Source organism: Hyphomonas sp. UBA4505, assembly GCF_002388685.1.
In the GTDB taxonomy this organism is placed as follows: domain Bacteria; phylum Pseudomonadota; class Alphaproteobacteria; order Caulobacterales; family Hyphomonadaceae; genus Hyphomonas.
In genome coordinates this window covers 1444970-1471415 of sequence record NZ_DGMZ01000012.1, presented here as the reverse complement: position 1 = coordinate 1471415, position 26446 = coordinate 1444970, and the positions used below count along the sequence as shown (strand labels likewise).

At 58.8% G+C, this 26446-nt stretch carries 25 protein-coding genes; 4 read left to right on the top strand and 21 right to left on the bottom strand.

Going from position 1 to position 26446, the window contains the following annotated elements:
• Positions 1-72: 72 nt before the first annotated feature.
• From B3527_RS16500 to B3527_RS16460, 9 genes are all read right to left on the bottom strand, one after another.
• A complete protein-coding gene (locus B3527_RS16500) occupies positions 73-1092 on the bottom strand; it encodes a type II secretion system F family protein (RefSeq protein ID WP_206992165.1) in 1020 nt (339 codons plus the stop codon).
• A 9-nt stretch (positions 1093-1101) separates the two neighbouring features.
• Entirely contained in the window at positions 1102-2118 is a 1017-nt protein-coding gene (locus B3527_RS16495; protein WP_290481408.1) for a type II secretion system F family protein, read from the bottom strand.
• Between the two features lie 15 nt (positions 2119-2133).
• Positions 2134-3642: a CpaF family protein gene (locus tag B3527_RS16490; RefSeq protein WP_206992164.1), complete on the bottom strand. Its 1509-nt coding sequence runs from the start codon at positions 3640-3642 to the stop codon at positions 2134-2136.
• 19 nt (positions 3643-3661) lie between these two features.
• Positions 3662-5050 (bottom strand): AAA family ATPase, encoded by a 1389-nt coding sequence (locus B3527_RS16485; RefSeq protein WP_290480478.1) that lies wholly within the window; start codon positions 5048-5050, stop codon positions 3662-3664.
• A 26-nt stretch (positions 5051-5076) separates the two neighbouring features.
• Complete coding sequence (locus tag B3527_RS16480) at positions 5077-5787, bottom strand: CpaD family pilus assembly protein (RefSeq protein ID WP_051607962.1); 711 nt, start codon at positions 5785-5787, stop codon at positions 5077-5079.
• 10 nt (positions 5788-5797) lie between these two features.
• Entirely contained in the window at positions 5798-7363 is a 1566-nt protein-coding gene (locus B3527_RS16475; protein ID WP_206992161.1) for a type II and III secretion system protein family protein, read from the bottom strand.
• A gap of 2 nt (positions 7364-7365) precedes the next feature.
• Entirely contained in the window at positions 7366-8208 is an 843-nt protein-coding gene (cpaB, locus tag B3527_RS16470; RefSeq protein WP_051607960.1) for a Flp pilus assembly protein CpaB, read from the bottom strand.
• Between the two features lie 100 nt (positions 8209-8308).
• On the bottom strand, positions 8309-8824 hold the full coding sequence (locus tag B3527_RS16465; RefSeq protein ID WP_206992160.1) for an A24 family peptidase: 516 nt from the start codon (positions 8822-8824) through the stop codon (positions 8309-8311).
• Between the two features lie 148 nt (positions 8825-8972).
• Entirely contained in the window at positions 8973-9134 is a 162-nt protein-coding gene (locus B3527_RS16460) for a Flp family type IVb pilin (RefSeq protein ID WP_084333459.1), read from the bottom strand.
• A gap of 306 nt (positions 9135-9440) precedes the next feature.
• Between B3527_RS16460 and B3527_RS16455 the strand changes: the two genes are divergently transcribed.
• From B3527_RS16455 to B3527_RS16445, 3 genes are all read left to right on the top strand, one after another.
• Positions 9441-9884 carry a pilus assembly protein N-terminal domain-containing protein gene (locus B3527_RS16455; RefSeq protein ID WP_051607959.1) on the top strand — a complete coding sequence of 148 codons (444 nt, stop codon included), beginning with the start codon at positions 9441-9443 and terminating at the stop codon, positions 9882-9884.
• A gap of 123 nt (positions 9885-10007) precedes the next feature.
• Entirely contained in the window at positions 10008-10565 is a 558-nt protein-coding gene (locus tag B3527_RS16450; RefSeq protein WP_034816417.1) for a TadE/TadG family type IV pilus assembly protein, read from the top strand.
• A 5-nt stretch (positions 10566-10570) separates the two neighbouring features.
• On the top strand, positions 10571-11176 hold the full coding sequence (locus B3527_RS16445; RefSeq protein WP_233347828.1) for a TadE/TadG family type IV pilus assembly protein: 606 nt from the start codon (positions 10571-10573) through the stop codon (positions 11174-11176).
• 13 nt (positions 11177-11189) lie between these two features.
• Here the strand turns inward: B3527_RS16445 and B3527_RS16440 are convergent, their stop codons facing one another.
• Entirely contained in the window at positions 11190-12692 is a 1503-nt protein-coding gene (locus B3527_RS16440; RefSeq protein WP_290480479.1) for an MFS transporter, read from the bottom strand.
• Between the two features lie 92 nt (positions 12693-12784).
• Complete coding sequence (murC, locus tag B3527_RS16435) at positions 12785-14209, bottom strand: UDP-N-acetylmuramate--L-alanine ligase (RefSeq protein WP_290480480.1); 1425 nt, start codon at positions 14207-14209, stop codon at positions 12785-12787.
• A gap of 189 nt (positions 14210-14398) precedes the next feature.
• On the opposite strand from murC, the gene B3527_RS16430 reads away from it, so the two are divergent.
• The gene (locus B3527_RS16430; RefSeq protein ID WP_290480481.1) at positions 14399-14887 is read left to right on the top strand and encodes a DUF3291 domain-containing protein; all 489 of its coding nucleotides are present in this window, start codon (positions 14399-14401) and stop codon (positions 14885-14887) included.
• Here the strand turns inward: B3527_RS16430 and murG are convergent.
• The 10 genes from murG to B3527_RS16380 are packed head-to-tail and all read right to left on the bottom strand — an operon-like array spanning position 14884 to position 26104.
• Positions 14884-15981 carry an undecaprenyldiphospho-muramoylpentapeptide beta-N-acetylglucosaminyltransferase gene (gene murG, locus B3527_RS16425; protein ID WP_290480482.1) on the bottom strand — a complete coding sequence of 366 codons (1098 nt, stop codon included), beginning with the start codon at positions 15979-15981 and terminating at the stop codon, positions 14884-14886. The two genes, B3527_RS16430 and murG, sit on opposite strands and share 4 nt — an antisense overlap.
• Positions 15974-17083, bottom strand: coding sequence for an FtsW/RodA/SpoVE family cell cycle protein (locus B3527_RS16420; RefSeq protein WP_206993152.1), 1110 nt, complete (start codon positions 17081-17083; stop codon positions 15974-15976). Before B3527_RS16420 ends, murG begins: the two co-directional genes overlap by 8 nt.
• A 38-nt stretch (positions 17084-17121) precedes the next feature.
• Positions 17122-18537 (bottom strand): UDP-N-acetylmuramoyl-L-alanine--D-glutamate ligase, encoded by a 1416-nt coding sequence (murD, locus tag B3527_RS16415; RefSeq protein ID WP_206992155.1) that lies wholly within the window; start codon positions 18535-18537, stop codon positions 17122-17124.
• A gap of 10 nt (positions 18538-18547) precedes the next feature.
• Positions 18548-19741 (bottom strand): phospho-N-acetylmuramoyl-pentapeptide-transferase, encoded by a 1194-nt coding sequence (mraY, locus tag B3527_RS16410; protein ID WP_290480483.1) that lies wholly within the window; start codon positions 19739-19741, stop codon positions 18548-18550.
• Complete coding sequence (locus B3527_RS16405; protein WP_290480484.1) at positions 19741-21174, bottom strand: UDP-N-acetylmuramoyl-tripeptide--D-alanyl-D-alanine ligase; 1434 nt, start codon at positions 21172-21174, stop codon at positions 19741-19743. Before B3527_RS16405 ends, mraY begins: the two co-directional genes overlap by 1 nt.
• Complete coding sequence (locus tag B3527_RS16400; protein WP_290480485.1) at positions 21171-22610, bottom strand: UDP-N-acetylmuramoyl-L-alanyl-D-glutamate--2,6-diaminopimelate ligase; 1440 nt, start codon at positions 22608-22610, stop codon at positions 21171-21173. The genes B3527_RS16405 and B3527_RS16400 overlap by 4 nt, the downstream gene beginning before the upstream one ends.
• On the bottom strand, positions 22607-24235 hold the full coding sequence (locus B3527_RS16395) for a peptidoglycan D,D-transpeptidase FtsI family protein (RefSeq protein ID WP_290480486.1): 1629 nt from the start codon (positions 24233-24235) through the stop codon (positions 22607-22609). The genes B3527_RS16400 and B3527_RS16395 overlap by 4 nt, the downstream gene beginning before the upstream one ends.
• Positions 24232-24573 (bottom strand): cell division protein FtsL, encoded by a 342-nt coding sequence (ftsL, locus tag B3527_RS16390; protein ID WP_206992151.1) that lies wholly within the window; start codon positions 24571-24573, stop codon positions 24232-24234. The genes B3527_RS16395 and ftsL overlap by 4 nt, the downstream gene beginning before the upstream one ends.
• Positions 24570-25592: a 16S rRNA (cytosine(1402)-N(4))-methyltransferase RsmH gene (rsmH, locus tag B3527_RS16385; RefSeq protein WP_290480487.1), complete on the bottom strand. Its 1023-nt coding sequence runs from the start codon at positions 25590-25592 to the stop codon at positions 24570-24572. The genes ftsL and rsmH overlap by 4 nt, the downstream gene beginning before the upstream one ends.
• Entirely contained in the window at positions 25592-26104 is a 513-nt protein-coding gene (locus tag B3527_RS16380) for a division/cell wall cluster transcriptional repressor MraZ (RefSeq protein ID WP_290480488.1), read from the bottom strand. The genes rsmH and B3527_RS16380 overlap by 1 nt, the downstream gene beginning before the upstream one ends.
• Between the last annotated feature and the right edge of the window lie 342 nt (positions 26105-26446).

The window sequence follows — 26446 nt, the reverse complement described above, 5'->3', positions numbered from 1 at the left end:
ACCATCCCTCCAGAAACGAAACGCGCCCGCCGGACCAGCCAGCGAGCGCGCTTCACTGAAGTCACCCGGACCTCAGCCCCAGTTCGTATCCGACTGCTCGATCGATGGCACTGACGCCTCGTCGCTGGCTTGCGAAGCCTTGAACCCGATATAGGCCGGGCCAAGCACTACGAGGAAAAGCACGGGCAGGAAGAACAGGATCATTGGCACGGTCAGCTGAGCTGGAAGGGCTGCTGCCTTCTTCTCCGCCTGCGCCATGCGCATGTCCCGGTTTTCCTTCGCCATCACACGGAGCGCATCGCCCAGCGGTGTACCGTAGCGTTCGGCCTGGCCCAACGCCATACAGACTGCCTTGATACCTTCATTGCCGGTTCGCTTTGCGAGATTTTCATAGGCTTGGCGACGTTCGGGCAAATAGGATAGCTCTGCAACCGTCAGGCCAAACTCCTCAGCAAGTTCGGAAGATGCCGAGCCGACTTCCTGACTGACCTTGGAAAAGCCGAGTTCGATGGACATGCCCGCTTCCACGCAGATCAACAGCATGTCGAGCGCATCCGGAAATGCCCGCATGATGGATTGCTGACGCTTCTGGGCCACATTGGAAATATAGATATTGGGCGCGTAGAAACCGGCCGCCGCGCCAAACAGCAATGAGCCATATTTCAAGACTGGTGCAAAGCCATGATCGTTCACGAAAAAGATGTAGAAGAACATCAGCAACGCGCCGACAAACGGCATGGTCATCCGTGCAAAGTAGAATGCCGACAATGGCCCAGGGCCGCGAAGGCCCGCCTTGGCAAGATTGTTGACGATGTTGGGATCTTCCAGCGCCTTCGCTAGGTTCAGTTTCGACGAAATGTTTCCGACAACAGAATCGTCCTTTCGACGAAGACCTTTGGGATTGTCCAGAGCTGCGCGGCTCTGCTTACGCAGCTTTTCCCGCTGATCGGTAACCGCCTTCAGGCGCGTCTCAAGCTTGTCGGTCTGCAAGTAGGGAAGCAACACGGATATGACCGTACCAAAGACAGCGAGCGCGATCAGCAGGGCTGCGATCGCGTCAGGCTTGGCCAGTGATGCAAGAATGTCCGTCATCTCTGTCCCTTACAAATCGAAATTGATCATCTTGCGCATGACCAGGATGCCCATGGACATCATCACCACACCGATGGTTAGAAACAGATGGCCCGTATCCGTCGTGAACAATTGCATGATGTAGGCGGGTGTCGTCATGTAGACGAGAGAGCCCACGACAAAGGGCAACGCCCCAATGATCATCGCCGACGCCTTGGCTTCAGACGACATGGCCTTGACCTTCTCGCGCATCATCTTGCGAGCACGAATGACGCTCGACAGGTTGCCCAAGGCCTCAGACAGGTTGCCCCCGGCCTTTGATTGGATCATCAGGACGATCATGAAAAAGTTCACTTCCTGAAGCGGCACGCGCTTGTAGAAAGTGTTCAGCGACCGCTCCAGCCCTGCCCCCATGGACAGGTTGTCGGTCAACATGGCGAATTCCGAGCGCAGGGGTTCAGGTGATTCCTTGGAAATGATTCGAACGCACTCGTTCAGCGGCAGACCGGATTTCACACCCCGCACAATGATGTCCAGCGCGTCCGCAAACTGGTTGATCATCTTCTTGTTGCGCCCATTGGTGGCCATGCCGAGCAAAATCCGCGGCAAGCCGACGGCGCCGAAGAAGAAGGCACCTCCGACCAGCGCTGGCCGGCTCTTGAACGAAATGCCGCTGATCACGAGCCCGTCGAAGCCGAGAATATAGACTGTGCCGCCGAGCGCCATGCCGAGCACAAGTGAGAAAATCCAGAAGGCGGAGACAGGCACATCCAGCCCTGCCTGCGTCAGGCGAGAGCTGAGATTCTGTGGACGAATGGACTTGCGACGCTCCTTGTCCTGCTTGCGCATCGTATCCAGCATTTCCTGGGTTTTCTGACGACGCTTCGCATTTTCGTCCATTGCCTTGTCGCGCTTGCTCGCGCCGGACCCACCCGTGCCAATCGCCTTGGCCCGCTTGCGCGCGGCGTCGGATTTGTCACCGGTCAAGGCGATGCCAAGACCAGCAATTGTCAGAAAAGCGAGCCCGCCGATGACGTAGATCAACATGTTTGCGTCCATGCGTCAGGACCCCAATGCATCGAGCGCTGTGGCGAGGTCACGCTCCATATTGTAATAGGACGCACGCTCCCAGAAGCGCGGGCGGCCAACGCCTGTGCCTCTATGCGTGCCGAGCACCTTACCGTCTGCGTCTTCGCCATCGATCTCGTATTTCAGGACATCCTGAAGTACGATCGTCTCACCTTCCAGACCCATGACTTCGGTAATGTTCATGATACGACGTGAGCCGTCCCGCAGGCGAGATGCCTGAACGACCACGTCGATTGAGCCGACGATCATTTCCCGGATGGTTTTGGCTGGCAGCGAAAAACCACCCATCGTAATCATGGATTCGACACGGCTGAGAGCTTCGCGCGGGCTGTTGGCGTGCAGCGTACCCATCGAGCCGTCATGGCCGGTGTTCATGGCCTGCAGCAGATCGAACGCTTCGGGTCCACGCACCTCGCCCACAATGATCCGCTCAGGACGCATACGCAGACAGTTCTTGACCAGTTCGCGCATCGTGATCTCGCCGGAGCCTTCGATATTGGGCGGGCGGGTTTCCAGGCGCACCACATGTGGCTGCTGCAACTGAAGCTCCGCCGAGTCTTCGCATGTAATTACGCGCTCGGTCGGATCGATAAAGCCGGTCAGACAGTTCAACAGCGTGGTCTTCCCGGAACCGGTACCGCCCGAGATCAGGATGTTACAGCGCGAATGTCCGATGATACGCAGAAGTTCTGCGCCTGGCTCTGAAATGGACCCGAAGTTCACAAGATCCTGCAGACGCAACTTGTCCTTTTTGAACTTACGAATTGTGAGCGTTGGCCCATCAATCGCCAGCGGCGGGGCAATCACGTTCACACGTGAGCCGTCAAGAAGGCGGGCGTCACAGATCGGGGAAGAGTCATCTACGCGGCGGCCGACCTGGCTCACAATGCGCTGACAAATATTCATCAGCTGGGCATTGTCACGAAACCGGATATTGGTGCGTTCAATCTTTCCGTTGACCTCGATATAGGTCGTATCGGCACCGTTCACCATGATATCGGCGATATCATCGCGCGCCAGCAATGGCTCCAGCGGGCCGTACCCCAGAACGTCGTTACAAATGTCGTCGAGCAGTTGTTCCTGCTCGGAAATCGACATTACAACATTCTTGATACTGATAATCTCGACGACGATGTCGCGGATCTCTTCACGCGCGCTTTCGGCGTCCAGCTGAGCGAGTTGCGACAAGTCGATCGTGTCGATCAGCGCATTGAAGATGGTCATCTTCGTCGCATAATACTGGTCTGACTGCTGGTTCACCTTGCGAACCGGTTCCGGCTTGGCTTCCGGCGCCTGCACGCGCACGGGTTTGGAACCACCCGCCGACGGAGGTTTCGGCGCGCCCTTCACCGGCACCGGGTCGGGCACAGGTGGCTTTTTGGGCGTCGGCTTCGGCTTCACCTCAGCCGCCGGGGCCGGCTTTGGAGCTGGCGCTGGTGCTGTTAGTTGCGCGCTTGAGGCAGGTCGTTTTCCAAAGGCCATATGAAATTCCCCCTAGGGGTCACTTTCCCAGCAATTTCTTAAGGAACGACTTCTCCTGAGGCTCCACAGCCCGGCCTGTCAGCGTGGATGCCAGATGGTCGATGGCCTGCGCCGACTTGGACGCCGGATCCGTTTCAGAGATCATCTGGCCGTTATTCGCGGCCGTACCGAACAGCTCAGGATCGAAAGGCAGAATGACATCCGGCTCTACACCGATGGCAGCCGCGAAATCCTTCACCGGAATTTCCGGACGTTTTGGCACTCCGCTCATATTCAGCACGAGACGCGGTGGATGGTCGTTCGGCCGCTTTGCCTTGAGCTGGTCAATCATGTTCTTGCCGTTCCGAAGCGATGCGAGATCTGGCTGGCAAACCACAATCACTTCATCGGAGGCAATCAATGTGCTGAGCATCCAGCTTGACCAGATATGCGGCAAGTCAAGCACCAGGTACGGCACATTACGCCGTACGCCCTCAATCACGGTGGTGTAGGCTTCGTCCGGAATATCCATGATCTGATTGATCGTGGCGGGCGCTGTAAACAAGGACAGTCGGTCTGTCGGCTTGGCCAGCAAACGTTCAATAACGGATTCGTCGGCGCGCTCCGGTGCGAGCAGCGCATCAGCCACTGTCTGAGGCGTCTCCTGATTGAAGTCCAGAGCCGTCGTTCCGAAGGAAAGGTCCAGGTCCACAAGCGTGGTATTGACCTTGACGTTCTCAGCAAGCGCCCAAGACAAATTGTGCGCGATTGTCGAGGCCCCTACTCCGCCCTTTGCGCCCACAACAGAGATCTGCTTTCCGACAAATGGCGAGTCCGGGTTGACGAACAACTCACCGATTGAACGGATGATTTGCAAGGGCTGGAACGGCGGCACCAGATATTCACTCACGCCGCGCGCAATGAGCTGTCGATACAGCATGATATCGTTGACGGCACCGATCACCATGACTTTGACAGTCTCGTCGCAATGCTCAGCAAGCGCATCGATTTCACGAACAACCTGCCCAGCCGATTCCGACGATTCAATCATCAGCAGATTGGGAGTCGGATTCTCGCTCATATACGCAATGGCCGCGGGAATGCCGCCGGGGATGCATTCGACCGTAGCCCGGCCCATACGTCGGTCTTGCGCGCTGACTTCCAGCAGGCCGCGTGTTTCCTCGCGCTCATAGAACAGCTTGATGGATATGGCGGGCAACATGACGTCGCCACCGCTCGGCTCTGAATGTCCGAGGCCATGCGTATCATTGTCTGCAGTCAGGCCCATGGGTGCGCCTTCGGCAACAGCCTGGTCCACGCTGTCGTCAACCTCATTGAGGTCGATATCAGACGGTGTGTGGTCGGACATCGAATCTTCGGAAAAGACGTCCTCGAAATCGTCGTCGAACAATGCGTTTTCGTTTGACATTATCTACTAAGTCCTTCTCGTCCCCACTAGTTGCCGACCGCAGTCGACACAGAACCTGACTCGGCATCGCTCCGCTCGGCGCCGGTTGACTCGCCCTCGCGGAACTTTCCAAGGATTGTGCTTCGGCGTACGGGATCGCCCTCATCCAAAGCGCGCTGGCCCAGCAAGTCGCCGGGATCCGATATCATTGCCGCAAGATTAGTCCGGATTGAGCAGCCAAGAGTAGGCAACTCATTGTTGGATGAAATGTCTGCCATGTTCAGGGAGGCGAGCGACGGGCAATCCGGCGCAATCGCATCATAGGCCTGATAAGCAAGGATCATCGGTTCCGACACAGTCGATTCTGCACCATGGCTGCTGCCCGAGATCTCTTCGTACTCCACGCCATTTTCCCACGCGATTTCGCGGGCTTCAGCAACGGCGGATACCGCGAGCTGGGGATTGGATGACGATTCCGGCAGCGACATGATCAGCGGGCCGTGGCCAACCGATCGGTAGCTGGCCACAAAGTTCTGGATGCGAGCCTTGTCACTCAGGCTCAACTGGCTAGCTTCGGGATGAATGTCGATCTCAAGAAATTCCGTGCGCTTTGCAACAGTAATGGGATTTCGATCAAGCGGCGTACCCTGAAGATATGATGCCGGCACGGCAGTCGGTGCCGCGCTGGAACAGCCCGTCACGGTCAGGGCGCCGAGCGCCGCGGCCAGAGCAAGAGGTGAAGTCAATAGCCTGGTCATCCTGGGTCCCCTACTCCTCAATAAATCCAACGGGTGCACGATAGTCGGAAGCGTCTACCTTTGCGCCGTTCTTGCCATATTGCTCATTGATCTTTCCGAAGAAGATGGTCTTGGCGTCCGACGCATTTGCGAAGCCATCTGCCGGTGTCCGCAACTGATCCTTGGACGTTGGATCCACCAGATACGGAGTGACGATCACGACCAGTTCGGTCTCTTCCTGAATGAAGTCACGTGATTGGAACAAAGCCCCAAGGATCGGCAACTTCTTCAGGCCTGGAACTTGGTCAAGGCTCTGACGTGACCGTGTCTGGATGAGACCTGCCATCATCATGGAGCCGCCGGACGGAAGTTCAATCGTCGATTCAGCGCGCCGCACTGACAAGGCTGGTAGTGTCACGCCCTCCACTGTCACAACATTGCCGGAATCATCAATCGTCGTTGTGCTGGTTCCCTGAAAGGCACCTTCTGACGAGAGCTCTGATACTTCAGTCGACACTTTCAGCGAAATGCGCCCTTCTGACAGCACGACCGGCGTGAAGCCAAGGCCAACACCATAGGGTTTGAACTCGACGGTAATGCGTCCGTTATTGTCCTGGCCGACAGGAACCGGGAATTCACCCCCGGCAAGGAATTTCGCAGCTTCGCCAGACATGGCGACAATATTCGGTTCGGCCAGCGTGCGCACGACGCCAATCCGCTCCAATGCATTGATTTCGGCCCCGATACTGGATTGCAAATCCGTACCGACATAGTTTTGGTAACCAATTGTGCCACCGAAGCCGCCAAGGCTCTGTCCCTGAACCGGATAGCTCAGTGAGCTGCCGATATCGCCATTGAAAGAATATGGCAGGCCCGGCGCAAGCGCGGTGGTCCCGGAATCCACCGGCACACCGCTTCCATTATCCACAAACAGCTGCCGCTCCACCAATGCAGCCAGATCTCCGAAACCCGGCGATCCGGTCAAATTGATGCCCAACTGCTTGACGGCATTGCGCTGCATCTCGACGATGCGCACTTCCAGAAGCACCTGGTCTTTCGCAGCGATGCTGATCATGTTGATGACCTGCGTGTTTTCACCAGCCTGCACATAGGCTGAGACGAGACGCTCAACGGCATTGGATGCGCTCAAACTGTCTGCCGAACCAGTCAGAACAACGCTACCATTCATGCCCTCAATGCGCACACGGGCGCCGGGCACATGGCGTGCCACGAGCTGCTCCAGCGATGCCATGTCCATCTCGACCCCGATTTCGAGATTGAGGATCTGATTGCCGGCATTGTCGAATACGAACGCATTGGTCTGTCCAAAGCTCACGCCCCGGAAGATGATACGTTTCGCTGTCTGCACGACCGCGTCGGCAATGTCCGGATTGGTGATGACGACATCGGCGGCCGGAGTGTCGAGTTCGACAATCATCGACTTGTTCAGGCCGAGTGTGACCTGTTGGCTGTATTCCGATTGACCCGGATGCGTGATCCGTGTCCCCAAACTATCTGATTGGGCTTGTGCCACCGGAACGAGCGCAATGGCTGATGCCAATGCTGCAAGACCCGGTAAAATCCTGGACAATTTCATTTTCAGCTTCCCCCCGGCCCGGCATTTGATGCTTTGCCGTTCCGATAAATCAGAATGCCACCATTGCTGTTGCCGCCATTCTCAAGCATGTCGATCCGTGCTGCCCGGTCATAGCTATCCCCAACATCCGACCAGGGACGCAGCGATAGCGAAAGCGCGCCTTTGCGCTGCGAAAGCGCAATCAGTTCGGCTTCCTTGCTATCCACTTCCAACGTGGCCGTATTGCCCACTTGAGAGGCGCCGCCTTCATCATATGTCAGGTAGACCTGATCGATCGCCAGTACACGCACGTTCTGAATAATGGTTTCGGTGGCAGTTTGCGGCACCATTTCGCCATTCATCTGCATCGTGGCTTGATATGTCAGGATCACATCCACCCGATCATTCGGCAAAATAAAGCCGCCGGATGCCGATTCTGTAGATATTTCGACGGACATGGCCCGCATGCCGGGTTCAATCAACGCCGCCATCGTGCCCGTATCACCCTTCTTCACCAGCTTGCGAGGCAGGATCGGCTCATTCTCGAAGATAGGCACCCGCACGACACTGCCGGCCAGCTCCTCTATCGCCTCCGGTGAATCGGTCTCCGTGCGATAGCCAGCAACAATACTCTTTTCCGGCCAGTCCGCCCATTCCAGATCATCCACGGTCACGAGGTCACCGATGTCCAGGTCACGGCGTGCAACAAGCACTTTCGTCTCGGACACTTCGCGCGTTTCGACCACGGTCTGCTGCTCAGTCTGGATCGTCGGCGCAGGTGCCTGCGCGAGATTGCGGACAAGGAAAGCCGCCGCAATTGCGGCAACCGCAGCGCCGATCAGGATGATTAGACGAATTGGCGACATGAGGCCCCACTCCTCTGGAAACAAGACTCCGCGGACGGCCCTGAACGATTCAGAGTGGTCCGGTCAAAGGCGACCTTTTCACAAGGCCACTAAAGCATCGTTAACTGAAAAGACTGATCCGGCTTAATACATCGGTAAGAAATGGCGACTGGGGACCGGCGGCAAAAACACCCGCAGCAATCGCGACTCCGTAGGGAACGCCCGCCTTTTCCTCGAAAGGGGCGCGGACAGCTCCCGGAACCACTTCAACCGGCATGGTCTTGCGAACCAGAATGATGAGGATGGCGCATGCGCCACCCGCTACAGCCATCACGAACAGGAATGTGATGCTGGCACTCGGCCCGACCCAAAGCATCACGGCAGGGATCATCTTGGCGTCCCCTCCCCCAACGATATTGAACGCGAACAAGCCGAACGCGATCAGGAAGGCACACAAGGCAGTAATAAGGTGTCCCCCGATGATTTCCATCGGAACGCCTGAAACGAACGCTGCCGGCACGAACAACACTGCGAGCGTCACGTTCAACCAGTTCGGAATCGTCAGGCGATTCACATCATGAAGCGCTGCAAAAACGCACAAGGCCAGGAACAGGCCGGCAATCATGGCCAGGATCATTGAGGGCTTCCTTCAAGTCTGTTGCGAAGCATGCTGACCCAAAAGATTGAAGGAAGTTTTTAAGCTCCGCCGTATGAGCATAAAAAAGAAGCCGCCAGGTTTTCCCCGGCGGCTCCATTTGTATGGCAAGACTAAATAAGTCTTGGTCTTAGGCTGCGTTCATGTCGTCGGCAACGCCCTGGAACTTTTCGTTCACAGAATTACCGAGGGCGGTAGCACCGCCGATGATAGCAACAGCGATAAGCGCAGCGATCAGACCGTATTCAATAGCCGTAGCGCCGGACTCGTCTTTCAGAAAACGTGCAAACATTGGAAACTCCCATCATGCAATTGTTATTGCCCCGGCAATAATCCTCTACCCGGAACATGACTGACACTACCGGTTCATTCTCAATATCGCGTGAAAGAAAACAGAAAATCCGTGAAGGCAAAACAGGGTTTCGTTTACCTTCTTAGTGCCCGCAAATATTGGGCTTTTGGTGATTCGGAAATTGCCGGTCCAGTCCCATATAATGACTAGAACAGCGAAATCTGGTCGTCGTGGGTACGCTATTAGGAAACGTGCAACCTTATTGGAAGAATGTGCGCGGGCTGAATTAAGTCTGGAGACAGCAAGATGAATCTGTTCGCGAAAATCTGCACACTGCCGGTTGCCGCTGCGCTTGTATCCCAAATCGCAGTCGCGGGCCCTCTGTCGGTAGAGGTGAACAAAACCATACCGGTTCACTTGCGCAGTGCAGCTGCCAGCGTCGTCCTGGGCAATCAGACAATCGCAGACGTTGCGGTCCATGATGAGAAGCTCATCTTCATTACAGGCAAGACGTTTGGCACCACCAATTTGCTGATTTTCGACAAATCTGGCCGCCAGATCTATTCCACAGACATCCTTGTTGTCGCGAATGAAGCGAATGTGGTGACGATCAACCGGTCAGGATCCAACTATACATATGACTGTGCACCTACCTGCCGCTCAACCCTCAGCGTTGGCGATGCTCCGGAGCACTTCGAACAGTATATCGATCAGCAAACGGGCGTGAAGGCACTGTCCGACAGCAATTGATTGACGGTTCGTACCGTTTCTCTGACCCGAATACATAAAATTCGACAGATTCGCGAAACTGGCTGATCACCCACATCTGATAGACACCTCACCTGATCAAATGGGTCTGTGTGGGTGACGACAATGACATTACAACTTGGCATTCTTGCGCCACGACTGCGCAGCAAGTTCAAGGCATGGTGTGAAAACCGGCGCGGTGCGACCGCCGTCGAGTTTGCGCTCGTATCCGTCCCGTTCTTCTTCCTGATCTTCGGCCTGCTGGAAATCTGCCTGATATTCATCATGTCCACAGTACTCGAACATGCGTTGGCGGAAGCCTCCAGAAAGATCCGTACCGGACAGGCCCAGGACAACAGCTTCACAAAAGTCGAGTTCCGGAACGAAGTCTGCTCAAAGTTCTACAATCTGCTCAATTGCGATGATCGCCTCTATATTGACGTGCGCTCGCTCGACAAGTTCAGCCTCGCCGACCTGACCACGCCGTTGGCCGGTGACGGTGAAATTGATGATACCGACTTCAAATATGATCCCGGCTCGGCCAATGATATTGTGGCTGTGCGTGTCTATTATGAGTGGTCCCTCATGACCCCGTGGGTATCGACACCTTTGTCCAACCTTCCAAACAATCGCCACCTGCTTCAGGCCAATGCGGTGTTCCGCAACGAGCCTTTCGGAGATTGATGACCATGACCAAGAAATCCCTGCTCTCTCGACTCAATCCCCGTCTCAAATGGCGCGGTGTGCGCGGCATTCGCTATAATGAGGAAGGCGTCTCTGCGGTCGAATTTGCGTTGATCGCACCAATCCTGATTTTCATCTATCTGGGCGCGGTCGAGCTGAGCCTGCTGATGCGGGTGGATCGCCGCGTCACATCAACCACGGCGAGCCTTGGCGACCTGACCGCACGTCTCGCAACGGTGACCGACGAAGACATGGAAGAAATGTTTGCCGCCGCAGAAGTCATGATGCAGCCATATGAGGCACAGAGCGCCACCATGCGGATCACCAGCATCGTCGACAGTGGAGACGGCAAGGCCGTTGTCGCATGGTCAGACGCCTACAAGATGACCGCCTATTCCAAAGGCGCGACGGTCACGGTCCCAAGCGGGATCATCTCGTCGCCAGGATCGATCATCTTGTCCGAAGTCGTCTATGAGTATGACAGCAAGATTGGTGGCTTCCTCAACACAACGATGACGATCGACGATGAATTCTATCTCCGTCCTCGCCGTGTCGACGCAATTGCCCGCGTGACCCTCGGAACTGGCGATTCTTTCGGCCCGACCAGCTAGGGTCCCCTGCCCTCTATTCAGCAGGCGTCTTGGACACTTTCACGGTTGTCAGTACCGCAAAGCCGCAAAAGAACAGAAGCGCGATGGCAGACATGCCGACTCGCTGGCTGTTCGACCATGTCGTGAACAATTCGATCAGCAAGGGCCCGATCCAGACCGTGACGGTGCCCGCAATCGCATAAAGCCCGAAGAACTCCCCCCGCATATGCGTTGGTGCAATGTGGACCAGCATTGACCGGCTCGACGAAATGTTCGCCGTGGCGAACACGCCGATCAGCGCCCCGTTCAGCAGGTAGGTGACGTCAGACAGGCTGGAGAAAACGGGTGCCTGCCACAGATCGCGGTTCTCGATCAGGCCGAACAGGATGGAATCCCGCGTCACGGACAAGCCAAAGAACAAGATGATGACGATTGCCATCAGCTCCATCAGGAGCGCATTCTTCGGGCCGAGCTTTGAATCGAACCAGCCGCCCGCCACACCGCCAATCGCCGCCCAGATCGAGGCCCAGATTGCGTAGACGGTCAGCTCGACAATGCCCCAGCCGAGGAACAGGCTGACATAGACGGCCGCCAGCGCCAGCAGGGCGAACATGCCATCGGCATAAATGGTACGCGCAATCAGGAATTTGAACGCTTCCCGATATTCAGCTGCCTTGCGCACTGTGCGGACAACCCCCGCAGCCCCTTCTTTGACCGATGGGAAAAACGGGGTCCCCTTCACACCCGTATCTTTGGCGTAAAGGAAAAACGGAACGATCATCACGGCCAGCCATACCGCGCAGATCGGTCCCGCAATGCGGAAATGCTGGTACCGTGCGGTATCAATACCGAACAGGGGCTCCGCGAATGGCCAGTTCAGCATATCCGGCAGGGCAAACATGAAGACGATTGCAACGAACAACAGCGTCGCCGCCGCATTGCCGAGTGCCAAACCAAAGCCCGACACGGCCGGGAGGGCGCTTGGCCGGGCGGCGTCGGGAAGCATGGAGTTATGCGTCACCTCACTGAATGTGTAGGTGACATAGGCTGCGATGAGGATGGCGATGATTGTGCCGGTGGAAAATCCGGATTCGCCAGGCACGGCCCACCAGAGCAGGAAGCTGAGCACAGACAGGACACCGAGGAACAGGATCAGGAGCGGCTTGCGCCTCAGGCCCCGGTCGAATGCCGCTCCGAGGAAGGGCGCCGTCAGCGCCGCAATCGCGCCCGCCCATTTTGACAGGGACGCCACCACGGCCTGTCCTTTTGCGCCAGCAACCTGGCGCGCGGTTTCCGGGTCCATCCCTTCCAGCTCTCCGCTGGCCATTATGTCCGCGCCAATGATGTCGCGGGCGAAATAGGGCGCGAACACATAGATGATGATGAGGATATAATAGGGATTGCGCGCCCATTCGAACCAGGCCCACGCAAAGCCCGTCTTGCCGAGCGCTCCGCCCTCCCCGGCCGTGTGCGCGCCTTGCGCAGCTACAATTGCAGCTTCTTCGTCCTGGCCGGGCGAAATGGATGTCTCGGTCATGCGGTATCCTCCCAAGTGCCGCTTGCCGGCATCTGTCGACTAGCGTGCACATTCGGAAAGAAAGTGAAAGCGGTTTTGCCGCTGTCGCAACGTCAGGCCGACAGCTTTTCCGCCAATTCGGCCGCGTACTTGGTGATGTCCCCCGCGCCGAGACAAACCACCATCGCGCCGGGCTCAGCCAGGGCTTTCAATGTCTCTGGCAATGCCTCCATGGACGGGATCGTTGCAGCACCGCGATGGCCATTGCGGACTATGCTGGCGACGAGGGTCTCATGGTTGAACCCGTCAATCGAGCTCTCGCCCGCTTCATAGACCGGCGCGACCAACACATGGTCAGCCTGGTCGAAACAGCGGGAGAAATCCTCGAACAGGTCGCGCAGACGTGTATAGCGATGCGGTTGGCAAACCGCGATCAGCTGGCCTTGCCCCTGCATGGCCCGTGCAGCCTTCAATACGGCCGAAATCTCTACCGGGTGATGACCATAATCATCAATAATGCGGACGGGCGGCTTGCCTTCGACCGGCACCCATTCCCCGACCTGTGTGAAGCGGCGCTTCACCCCGCCAAATTGCCCCATCGAGGTCCGGATCTGATCGTCTGTGGCGCCTAGCTCCAGCGCGACGGCGACGGCGGCCAGCGCATTCTGGACATTGTGCTCGCCCGCCATCGGCAGAGTCAGCCCTTCGATCATCCGCGGCTGGGCAGAGCCGGGACGGCGCAGCGCGACATCGAAATGCGCGCCCGACAGATCGGTTTTCAGATTGATGGCGCGGACATCGGCCTGGCGGTTGAAGCCATAGGTGATGCGGCGCCGGTCCGTAACGCGCGCAGCCAATCCCTGCACTTCAGGATGGTCCGTGCACAGGACGGCAAAGCCATAGAAAGGCAAATTCTCGACAAAGGTATCAAACGCCTCGCGGAGTTTCTCCATGGAGCCGTAATGGTCCATGTGTTCGGCGTCGATATTGGTGACCACGGCGCATGTCGGGTGGAGCTTGGCAAAAGTGCCGTCGCTTTCGTCACTCTCGACCACCATCCAGTCGCTCTCGCCTGCCTTGTAGTTCGACCCATAGGCATGGATGATCCCGCCATTGATGACGGTCGGGTCGATATTTGCGCCATCCAGCAGCGCCGCGACCATTGAGGTCGTCGTCGTCTTGCCATGTGTGCCCGCAATGCAGACCGTGTATTTCAGCCGCGTGATCTCGGCCAGCATGTTAGCCCGGCGCACGACCGGAATACCTGTGGCGCGCGCCGCATCGACCTCTGGATTGCCAGACTTGATCGCGGTGGAGATGATGACCGTGCCGGCCCCCTCCACATTCTCGGCGGCGTGCCCGATGAAGATCTTCGCGCCCCGCTCGCGCAGGCGCTGGATATTGTCGGACTCGCGTATGTCAGAGCCCTGCACCTGATAGCCCATCGTGATCATGACATCGGCGATGCCAGACATGCCGATGCCGCCAATGCCGACAATATGCGCGGGACCAAGATCAAACGGAGTGGGAGAAGTCATGCAGGATCGTCCAAATGAGGAAACGGGAACGCCTAGCGATACCGTGACGCGGGAGCGCGAAGCAAGGACTGCTTGCGCATGACGCATTCATGAAATCCGAGGCGTTTTTCTTGAATGGGCATCGTGCGATCCCAAAATGACTGTAATGAGGCACAATTCGGGTGCTTCGTTGCGAGGGGAACCGCACTCATGAAAATGCATCTGGCCCAGCTCAATGTCGGCCATCTCGTCGCGCCGACGGATGATCCGCGCGTGAAAGATTTCATGGACAATCTCGATTTCATCAACGGGATCGGCAAATCCATGCCCGGTTTCGTCTGGATGATGGAAGGATCGGGTGAGCCCGGCCAGGGCAATACGGAAGCCAAGATCGATAGCGATCCGCAATTCGTTGCCAATCTGACCGTCTGGGAAGACGTACAAAGCCTCGAAACCTTTGTCTGGGGCACGATCCACCGGAAATTCTACGAACGCCGCGCTGAATGGTTCGAGATGATGCGCGAGATGCATTTCGTCATGTGGTGGGTGCCAGAGGGTCACGAGCCGACACTGGACGAAGCACTGGAACGACTGGCCCGCCGCCAGCAAGATGGCGACACGGATGAAGCCTTCGGATGGGAATGGTTGCGTGAAGCCGAATTGCACAAGACGCACGCTTGCGCGCCCCGTGTTGCCTAAAGCTCCGCCACCCGCTCGGCCATGTCTGCCAGCTCTTTGGCGGCGTTGACCTTGGCAGACGCCTTGGCTGCGGCTGCCCGTGCGCGCAGATCGTCGGCATCCTGCAGACGGGCCGTTATCAGCGCGCCCAGCAATTGCGGATAGAGATTGCTCTCCAGCACCATGTCGGCGGCGCCAATCTCCGTCAGGGCCTCGGCATTGGCGGCCTGATGATCATCCATGGCAATCGCCAGCGGAATCAGGATGGACGGCCGACCGACCGCGGCAATCTCCGATACTGTGCCGGCGCCAGACCGTGCGATGACGAGATGCGCCTGTGACAGCTTCTGCGGCATGTCCGAGAAGAACGGCGACAACTCGGCTTCAATCTTCACACGCCGATACATGTTATCGACAAAGGCATATTGTTCCTGACGCACCTGCTGGATGATGCGAAGCCGCGCCTGCAGCGGGGGCGGCACGAAATCAACAATCGCCGTCGGGATCGTTTCACCGATGATCTTGGACCCCTGACTTCCGCCCGTAATCAGGATAGTCAGCATATCGTCCGTGGAGGGATAGGGATCCTCCCGCCGCGCCAGTATGGCCTCACGCACCGGATTGCCCACGGCCAGATGCGCGCTCCAGGAGGGTAGCCTGTCGAGCCGCTCGAACCCGCTGGCGACCAGTTTGGCCTGCCGGGCAAAACGGCGGTTCACCCGCCCGAGAACAGCGTTCTGCTCATGGATGATGATCGGCACCTTCATGCGGCGCGCCGCAGCCAGTGCCGGGAAGGCCGGATAGCCACCAAAGCCTGCGATCAGGCTGGGCCGGGTTTCACGGATCAGGGTTTTCGCACGGGATATGCCCGCATTGATCTTCATGGCCGTCGCCGGCAGGGTCCATGGCTTGCGGAGATTGGGGGAAGAGGCCTGAATCTGTTCCAGCCAGTCGGCTGGAAAGTCCTTGGCATATTTTGCGCCGCGCTTGTCAGAGATCAGGCCAACCTTCCAGCCTCTTGCAATCATCTCGTCTGCAAAGGCTCTGGCGGGGAACATGTGCCCCCCTGTGCCACCTGCTGCGATGACGACAAGCTTGTCTCTGTCTTCAGCCATACCGGCCCCTTGTGCGCGTACCTTGTCCGCGCACAAGTGCCAGCGCAAGGCCCAGTGTCAATCCCGTCCCGATCATGGACGAGCCACCATAGGACACAAATGGCAGTGTCATGCCCTTTGGCGGGATAAGGGCCAGATTTACGGCAATGTTTATGGCAGCCTGAAGGCCGAATAGCGTGAAGAGTCCGGCAGCCGCAGCGCGCGCATAGCCATCTTCCACACGTGAACTGGCACGGAAGCCCCGCAGGATCAGCAATACGAAAACCGCCATCAGCATCAGCGCCGCGATCAGGCCAAACTCCTCGACCATGACCGCATAGATGAAATCAGTGTGCGCGTCCGGCAGATGGATCTTAACTTGCCCCTCCCCCGGTCCAACACCAAACAATCCCCCCCGGCCGATGGCTTCGGCGGCGCGGTCAATCTGGTACGTATCGGCAGAGTCTGGATTGATGAAGCTGTTCACCCGGTAGCGAACATGCGGCAGCAAGGCATAAAGCGACGCCGACAAGCTGACCCCGCCAACCGCGAACCCTGCCGCCCATCTCCACGGCAGGCCACTGACATAGAACGTCACGACGAAGGCCGCACTCAGCAACACCGACTGTCCGACATCCGGTTGCAACAATAACAGGCCGAGCGTGACCGCATAGAACAGGAAGGCAATGATCGCCCAAGGCCCGGTTGGATACAGCTCTCGCTGCGCCAGCAACCAACCGCTCAGGACAATCAAGGCAGGCTTTACCATCTCGCTCGGCTGCAGGGAAAACCCGGCAAACCGCAACCAGCGCTGCGCGCCCTTGGCCTCGTGTCCCCAAACGAGAATGAAGAACATCAGGGCAAGGCTGACAATAAAGACCAGCGTTGCAAACCGCCGCGCCCAGGTTCGGTCCAGCATGCTGACCACCACCATGATGGTCGCGCCCAAACCGGCAAAGCAGACCTGACGGAACACAAAGAAGTATTCATCCGAATAGCCAATCCGCGCCGCCGCAGTCGGCCCCGCCGCAAGCGACATGAGCAGGCCAATGGCAATCAGGAAAAACGCACCGCCGAAGAGCCCCCAATCGAGCGTCCGCCGCCACTCGGTCAGCCAGGACATGTCCGAGCGTGCGAGCAATGGGGCGGATGCTACGTAGGTCAAGCCAACTCCTTCAACTCCTGCGGCATCATTGACTGGACGATGCTCCGGAACACATCTCCGCGATGTTCAAAGTCGCGGAACTGGTCGAAACTTGCACAGGCAGGTGAAAGAAGAATGACCGGATTTTCGTCTCCGACCACTTTTGCATCACGAAATGCAGCCTGAACTGCATTTTCGAGCGTGCCGCATGTTTGCAGGGCCACCTTGCCCTTCAGCGTTGCGGCGAAGGTTTCTTCGGAGTCCCCGATCAGATAGGCCTTCGTGATGTTCGGGAACAGCGGCGCCAATGGCTGGATGCCCTCAGCCTTCGAAACACCGCCTGCAATCCAGTATGCTTTCTTGTAGGCTTTCAACGCCTGTTCGGCGGCTTCGGCATTGGTCGCCTTGGAGTCATTGACGAATTTCACGCCATCAATCTCGCCAACCATTTCGAGTCGGTGGGCAAGACCCGGGAAGGTGCGAATACCATCCATGATGGTCTGTGGGTCGAGGCCCAGCGCCCGGCAGGCGGCATAGGCTGCCGCGGCATTCTGGTGGTTGTGACGGCCCGGCAGCGCCATGCAGTCGGAGAGGTTACCGACGAACTGCGCCTGACCGCTATTGCTGTCATAGAGTCGTCCGTCCACGGCGCTGACGCCCCGGCCGAGCGCATAGGTGGATGAAGCCTGGACAACACGCGCTGGTCCATTTGCCGACAGGCCGATGGCGATGGACTGGGTGATCACATCGTCAAAGCCAATGATCGCAACATCTTTCTCGGTCTGGTTCTGGAAGATGCGCATTTTCGCAGCCTGGTACCCGTCCATGCCGCCATGGCGATCCAGATGATCCGGCGTGATGTTGAGCAGCACGGCGACATCGCAATGCAGGCTCTTCACCAGGTCCAGCTGGTAGGAAGAGAGCTCCAGAACATAGGTTGCGTTGGCGTGCAGTGGGGCAAGGTCCAGCACGCCTGTGCCGATATTGCCCCCGATGCGCGCATCACGGCCCGCATGTTTCAGGATATGCCCGATCAGCGCGGTTGTGGTCGACTTCCCGTTCGTGCCGGTGATGGCCACGATCTTCGGACGGCCACGCTCTGGCAGGGCCTGCACAGCGCGGGCGAACAATTCCATGTCGCCGACGACCGGCACATTGGTCATTTCCGCCATCCGCACAATCCGATGCGGCTGCGGGAATTTGTATGGCACGCCGGGGGAAAGGACGAGCGCGGCAAAGGTCTGCCAGTCGCGTTTGTTGATGTCTGACAGGGTCAGGCCAGCGGCCTCCGCCTTTGCGCGAGTCTCTTCATTGTCATCCCACGCATGAACACGCGCGCCCCCGGCCTTGAGGGCCTTGGCAGCCGAGAGGCCTGTCCGGCCAAGGCCGAACACTGCAACATCTCTTCCAGCATATTCAGTAATCGGAATCATGAGTCTCGGCTTACCTCAGCTTCAGCGTTGCGAGGCCCGCGAGGGCGAACAGGACGGACAGGATCCAGAAGCGCGCCACAACGCGCGTTTCTGGCCAGTTTTTCTTCTGGAAGTGGTGGTGCAGCGGCGCCATGAGGAAGATGCGCTTGCCTTCCCCCGTCAGCTTGCGGGTGACCTTGAACCAGCCGACCTGTATCATCACAGACACCGCTTCCATCACGAACAGACCGCCAATGATCACCAGCGCAAATTCGTGCTTGGCCGCCACCGCAACGACACCCAGCATTCCTCCAAGCCCGAGCGATCCGGTGTCACCCATGAAGACCTTGGCCGGATAGGCATTGTACCAGAGGAAGCCCATGCCCGCGCCGATCATGGAGGCGAGCAACACGGTCAGCTCGCCGGTGCCCGGCGTGAACTGGATGCCGAGATAATCGGCAAAGACGAAGTTACCTGTCAGGTAAGCAATCAGGGCATAGGAGGCAGCCGCGAAACTCATCGGCACAATGGCGAGGCCATCCAGACCGTCGGTGAAGTTCACCGCATTCGCGCTGCCGACGACAACGATCATGCCAAACAGGATGAAGAAGCCGCCAAGCGGGAAGAAATAGTCATTTACGAAGGGCACAGCCACACCGCCGGAAAAAGCCGGGTCGGCAGGCTCGACGCTTGTTTCGGGTGCCAGGCTGGCAATGGTCTCAGCCAATCCGTTCAGCGGGCCCCATTCGGCATGACCCGCTGGCGTGTGCGCGCCGTGCAGGCCCATGATGAACGCACAGGCAATTGCCGCTATGCCAAAGCCCGCGAGCAGGCGCACGCTCGCCGGAACGCCATCCGCGCTCTGCTTGGAAACCTTGGCAAGATCATCCAGGAAGCCAAGAACAGCGTAAGACAGTGTCACGAACAGTGTGACCCAGATGTATGGGTTCGTCAGGTTGCCCCAGAGCAAGACGCCGACCACCAGGCCCAGCCAGATCAGGAAACCGCCCATTGTCGGCGTGCCCTGCTTCGACAGCTGCGCTTCCAGCGACAAGTCGCGGATCGGCTGGCCCTTACCCTGCCGGGCACGGAGGAAGTTGATGATTGCGTCTCCGAACAGGACGGTCACAAGGAACGCCGTCACCACGGCCGCGCCGGACCGGAATGTGATATAGTTCAGAACGTTAAATATACCGCTGTCTGCGGCCAGCCATTCGTATAGCATCACCCAACCTCTGCGGCGCCTTCTGCCCCGCGTTCCATCTTACCCATTGCCGAGTCGCTCCATTGGCGAATTCGGTCAGCTAGTTTCGCCATCCCGGACGCATTCGACCCCTTGATCAAGAGCACATCTCCATCTCGGAGCGCATTTTGCAGAGGATTCCACAGCTCTTCCCAATTGCGAGTCCAGGTCTGCTCCAACTGAGGCGGAAGTGCGTCCGAAAGATGAGTCATTTTGTCGCCTGCCAGGAAAATGGCAGCTGGTCCAGTATCCGCCACCGGATCCGCAAGCGCGGCATGTTCAGCATCCGACGTTTCGCCAATTTCGAGCATTTCGCCGAGCACAATCAGCCGACGTCCACTGCCCCGACGGGACAGCGCAGCCAATGAGGCCTTCATGCTCGCCGGGTTTGCATTGTAGGCATCATCGATCAGCGTAATGTGTCCACCCTGTGGCAGGGTGAGCTGTTCGGCTGTCCCCCGACCGGGAGGTGGCGTGTAACCGGAAAGTGCCTCGGCGCAGTCCTCGACCGACAGACCGGACTGGCTGGCGGCCAGAACCGCCGCTGCCGCATTCATGGCCCAATGCTCACCAACCGCATTGATCGTGACAAGCACCGGCTTGCCGACAATATCGAGCTGGATCCGGCTTTTATTGCCGTCTGTCTCATATCCGACAATACGCGCCGTCGCATTGGCGCTCCGGCCAAAACTCTCGAGATTTCCGGTCGGGCAGAAGCGCCGCGCGCGTCCGGCAAGATAGTCAAAGAATTCGTCATCGGCAGGCAGGATAAATGTCCCCCCGGCCTCCATGCCGGTAAAGATATCTGCCTTCTCATGCGCAACTGCGCTGAGAGAGCCGAGCCCTTCAAGATGCGCCCCCGCAATACAGGTCACGATGCCGGTATGCGGACGAACCATCTGGCTGCGCGGCGCGATCTCGCCAGGAGTCGACATGCCAATCTCGAAAACGGCGCGCGTGGTGTCTTCCGGCATGCGCGCCAGAGTCAGCGGCACACCCCAATGATTGTTGAAACTCTTCACATTCCAGTGCGCCGGGCCGAAGGCGCGATAGATCTGTGCCAGCATTTCCTTGACGCTGGTCTTGCCGGCTGAACCGGTCACGGCCGTGCGATGCGCGCCACAGCGGACCCGCGCGGCCACACCCATCTGCTCCAGCGCTTCCTGCACATCATCCACAATGAGCTGAGGCCCCTGCCCGACCTGACGCGACACGAGTGCGCCCGCCGCGCCCGCAGCAAAGGCCGCCTCGACGAAATCATGCCCATCGCGCTGGTCCGTCAGCGCCACGAACAGGTCGCCCGGCTTCAGGCTGCGTGTGTCGATCGACACTGAACCCGTCACAGAGAACGGATCCGTCGCCCTGCCACCCGTAATGAGCGCGATATCGGAAGAGATCCAGAGCGGCGCGTTCATCCGGCGCCGCCTTTCAGCGCATCCAGCGCCGTGTCCTGATCTGAGAACGGGATGATATCCGCGCCAATGATCTGGCCGGTCTCGTGGCCCTTGCCAGCGATCACCAGCGTGTCGCCTTTTTTCAGTTCGGCGATAATCGTCCGGATGGCCTCTCCGCGGTCGCCAATCTCGCGCGCGTTCGGCGCGGTTTCGAGAATGGCATGCCGGATCATGTCCGGGTCTTCAGAGCGCGGGTTGTCGTCGGTGACGATCACATCGTCGGCCTGACGCGTTGCGATCTCACCCATCAGCGGGCGCTTCTTGGCATCGCGGTCACCGCCGCACCCAAAGATGACTTTCAGTCGGCCAGCTGTATGCGGACGAACGGCGCGCAGCAACACGTCGAGCCCGTCCGGCGTGTGGGCATAATCGACAAACACGCCCGCGCCTGCCTCGGTCTTGCCGACCAGTTCGAGTCGCCCCTTAACGGGCTTCAGCTTGGACAGGCCGTCCATCACCGCGTCGACGTCCATGCCCAGCGACAAGCAGATCGCCGCCGCCGCCAGCGCATTCAACGCTTGGAACTCGCCGATCAGCGGCAGTTCGAAAGGCTTCAATTCGACATCGCGCCAGAACAGGTTGAGCACCTGCCCGGTCGCGCGCGGCATGATTTCGTCGATCCAGAGATCCTCGCCGCGCCAGCCGAAGGACACGACCTGCAGGCCATGATCGGTTGCGGCCTTCTCGAAGACCTCGCGATGGTCGCTGTCGGCGTTCACGATGGCTGGCATGCCCTGTCCGCCAAAGTCGCGGAACAGGCGCAGTTTGGCGTCGAGGTATTCTTCCATCGTGGCGTGATAGTCGAGATGGTCCTGGGTAAAGTTCAGGAAAGCAACAGCCGACAAGTCCACACCATCAAGGCGATGTTGCTCCAGGCCGTGGCTGGACGCCTCCATCGCACAATGGGTGACCCCTTGCCCGGCCAGTTCGTGGAGGGTCTCGTGAATGGTAACCGGATCAGGTGTCGTATGGCCGACATCAATATTGCCCTTCGGGCCAATGGCACCAAGAGTGCCCATCGAGGCAGCCGACAGGTTTGCATTCGCCCAGATCTGGCGACAGAAATCCACCGTCGAGGATTTGCCATTCGTACCTGTCACGGCAGCGATCGTTTTCGGCTGCGCGACATGGAAGCGCTTCGCGGCAAGGGCCAGCGCGCGGCGCGGCTCATCCGCGATCACATGCGTAGCACCATCTACCGCAACGCCGCCTTCGGACAGGATCGCCGCAGCGCCTTTTTCGATTGCCTGCGGAATATAGTCCCGACCATCCGATACGGTGCCTTTCAGCGCCGCGAACAGATAGCCCGGCGCTACCCGACGGCTGTCAGCCGTCATGCCTTTGATTTCGATGTCTCCCTGCTCGACGAGCGGGAACAGGTCTTTCAGTTTGGTCACAAGGAACTCCTCTTCTCCCGGCCGGAGCGGAGGGCTGCGCCCGCCGGGCGAATATCCTCGAACCGTGGCGCAAGACCCAGAAGCGGCGCGACACGTTCTATCATTCGTCCCGCCGCCGGAGCCGCATTGTAGGCCGCCGTGGCGCCGGCCCCTGATCCGGCCTTCGGATCATCGAGGGTCACGATCAGGGCATATTGGGGGCGATCATAGGGAAAGACAGCCGCAAAGCTCGTGACATTGTGGTCATCATCATACCCGCCAAGGATCGGCTTCTCCGCCGTGCCGGTTTTTCCCGCAACGCGATACCCGGCAACTTCGGCATTCTTGCCGGTGCCGGTGACGACCGCTTCGCGCATCATCACGTTCACCATTTCAGCCGTCAGAGCAGACATCACTCTTACAGGCGCAGGGCGATCCCGATTGTTCATGATCAGGGTCGGCTGAACCCGCTCACCCCCATTCGCAAAGGTCGAAAAGGCAGCCAGGAAAGACATGGGCGATACAGCAATGCCATGCCCATAGGACACGGTAGCAGAATAGAGATCGTCAAACCGCTCGGGCAGGATTGGCGCTGAACTGCCCGCCAGTTCGATCTTCACCCGCTCCATCAGACCGGCGCGGGTCAGGAAATCCTGCTGGCGCCGCGGCCCCAGCTTCTCGTTGATCCGGACCGTGCCGATATTGGAGCTCTGGGAAATGATGTGCGTGATGTCGGCATCGCCATGGAATGGGTGATCATCCTCAATCCGGAAACCGCGAATTTCCAGCGGGCGGCGCACATCGAACAATTCGGTCGGGTGCACCACGCCGGCTTCGAGCGCAGCGGCGACCGTGAAAGGCTTGAAGATGGATCCGAGTTCGTAGACCGCCCCGGTCGCACGATTGAGACGTGACGGATCCGACATCGGAATATCAACTGACCGGTTCGGGTCAAATGGTGGCCAGCTGGCCATGGCGCGCACTTCGCCGGTTTGCGCATCCAGCAGGATCGCGGCGCCACCTTCAGCTTCATGCTCGGCAGCGGCGATTGACAGCTCAGCCTCGACCGCTGCCTGCACGCCATTATCGATGGTCAGGCGGACCGGCTCTCCACCGGCGGCCAGACGTTCATTCTGGCTATACTCAATGCCGCCTGCGCCGAGGCCGTCCACATTCGTGTAGCCCAGCAAATGCCCTGCCAAGGTACCGCGTGGATAGGCGCGGCGGCTCTCTTCCTCGAAACGCAGCCCTTCAAGGCCCAGGTCAAACACGGCCTTGCGCTGGCGTGGGGTCAGGCCGCGCTCTACCCAGACAAACTCACGGGTCTGATCTGACAGGCGCCGGGTCATCTCCGCCACGTCGATATCCGGCAGGACCGTCGCGAGCGCTTCGGACACTTCGCCGCCATCCCAGATCAGTTTCGGATTGGCGACAAGCGAGTAGGCGGAGACGGATGTGGCGAGCAGTTCGCCATTGCGATCAACAATATCGGCCCGCACGATACGCTCGGCCTTCTGACCTGCCGCATGCGCAGGTGCCGCCCCGCCCGCAAGGGACAGGTAGCCGGCCTTGCCAGCCAGAACGACAAACAGCGCACTGACCGCGAGGCCAGCGAGCCGTGTCCGGTTCCGGGAGGCTTCGCTCACTCGGGCACCTCCCCGTTCTCGGTGGATGCAGGCGCCGGGACGCTCAGGCTGTTGGGCTTGCCAACCAGTGCATCCAGATCCCCCTCGGAAGCCATCTGCTCCGGCTTGGGCGGTGCCATACCCAGTTCGGTGCGGGCATATTCCTCAATCCATTCGCGGCGGCTCATGTGCGACAGCTCGGTTTCCAGCAGCGCCTTTTCCTGGCGCGCCTCCTCGATCTGCGCCTCAACCGCCATCAGCTCAGCCGCGGTGTCCTTGGCGCCATATTTGGCACGATAGAGGCTGACAATCAGCAGGCCGACAACGACCAATCCAAACAGAAATGCGCGGCGGCTCATAGGGCATCCTCCAGGTCTGACAGGGGCGGCAGATTCATGCCGTCGCTGGCCTCTTCTTCGATGGCGGGTGCGCTGGTACGGATTGCGGCCCGCAACTTGGCGGAGCGTGCGCGCGGATTGCCTTCAACTTCGTTATCAGACGGCAGAACCGCCTTGGAAACAGCCAGCTCGAACGTGGAGTCGGGGCCTTTCTGCGCAACCGGCAAATGACGCGATCCGCCGCCCATCTTGCCGGCACGGTTCTTCAACCACTGTTTCACCATACGGTCTTCCAGCGAGTGGAAGGCCACGATCACGAGACGGCCGCCCGGACGCAGCAGGCGTTCGGCAGCGTGCAGCGCACGGGCCAACTCTCCCAGCTCATCATTCACATACATGCGGATGGCCTGAAACGTCAGCGTCGCCGGGTGAATACGCGCGCCCTTGCGCCCGCCCACGGCCTTTTCAACCGCATCGGCCAGTTCGGTGGTTGTCTCGAACGGCGTGTCATCACGGTGCAGCACAATCGCCCGGGCAATCCGGCGTGCCTGGCGCTCTTCGCCAAGACGGAAGATGATGTTCGCGAGGTCGCGCTCACTCATCATATTGACCACATCCGCCGCCGTTGGGCCTGTATCGCCCATGCGCATGTCCAGTGGACCATGCTTCATGAAGGAAAAACCGCGCGCAGCCTGGTCAATCTGGAAACTGGAAACACCGATGTCGAGCACAACGCCGTCAACATGTTCATATCCCGCCGCGCGGACGATGTCGTCCATTTCGCCGAAGCGACCGAGCAAGGGTACGAGGCGTTCCGTCTTTTCCGCCATCTTCCGGGCGCGCTCAATGGCATCCACATCGCGATCAATGCCAATCAGGGTGCATTTGGAAGACCCAAGAATGGCGCGGCTATAACCGCCGCCGCCAAACGTGCCGTCAACAATAATCTCCCCATCCCTGGGGGCGAGCCATTCCAGCACTTCATCCAGCATGACCGGTTTGTGGCCAGGGTCGGGAGCGAGGGGCACGTCCTGTGTCATCAGCTGTCGCCCCCATCCACGAGCTTCAGGGCGGCATTCCCCGAGGCCTGCTGGTGCAGCACTTCGGAATAGGCATGCCCGAGCGCTTCCAGTGTGTCTTCTTTCGCAGCCTCGGCGGCCATGGCGTCGAAATGTTCAGCATGGCGATCCGGGTTCCATATCTGGAAACTGTCCATATTGCCCGCGAATTTGACGCGATCGGTCAGGTTTGCCGCCTTCATCAACTCGTCAGACAGTTTGATGCGGCCGGTATCGTCCATCTTCAGGTCGGCAGAGCCTGCGATGATGCGTGTGACCAGGGCCTTGCGGGCGGGGGAGTGCGGGGCGAGCCGGGTCAGCGTCGCCCGATACATTGCCATCAGGGCCTCACCGCCGCCTTCCAGACAACCGGATCCGTCGAGCGCCGACCAGAGGAAAATCCGGTTTCCACCGCCCAGCGCAGCGCGAAAGGAAGCGGGTATGGAAACCCGACCCTTTGCATCAATAGCGCTTTCATAGGTGGAAACGAACACCCGCCAACCCTGACTTTGTCTGCCTAAACCCCGCATGGGTAAACCATGTCTTAACGTGGAGTATCATGGGACAGTATGGGTCTCAATGGGCACTGTGGATGAATCGAAATATCCACATCCGTAAATCACTGGAACAAAGATGAAATATTACGGCAACATACCGGAACGGCCGAATGGGCCGAAATGGGCGGCCGGTAATTTTCCTTTCTGAATCAGGCCGCTGCCCTCCCCTGCTGTGACGTGAAAGGCACGGGGGACGGAACATGTCTTTTTCTGCTGATTTCCACAGCTCGTTTCGGCAGTGCCCAGTATCTGTTCGTTTCGGCCCCGTATCACTTCGCG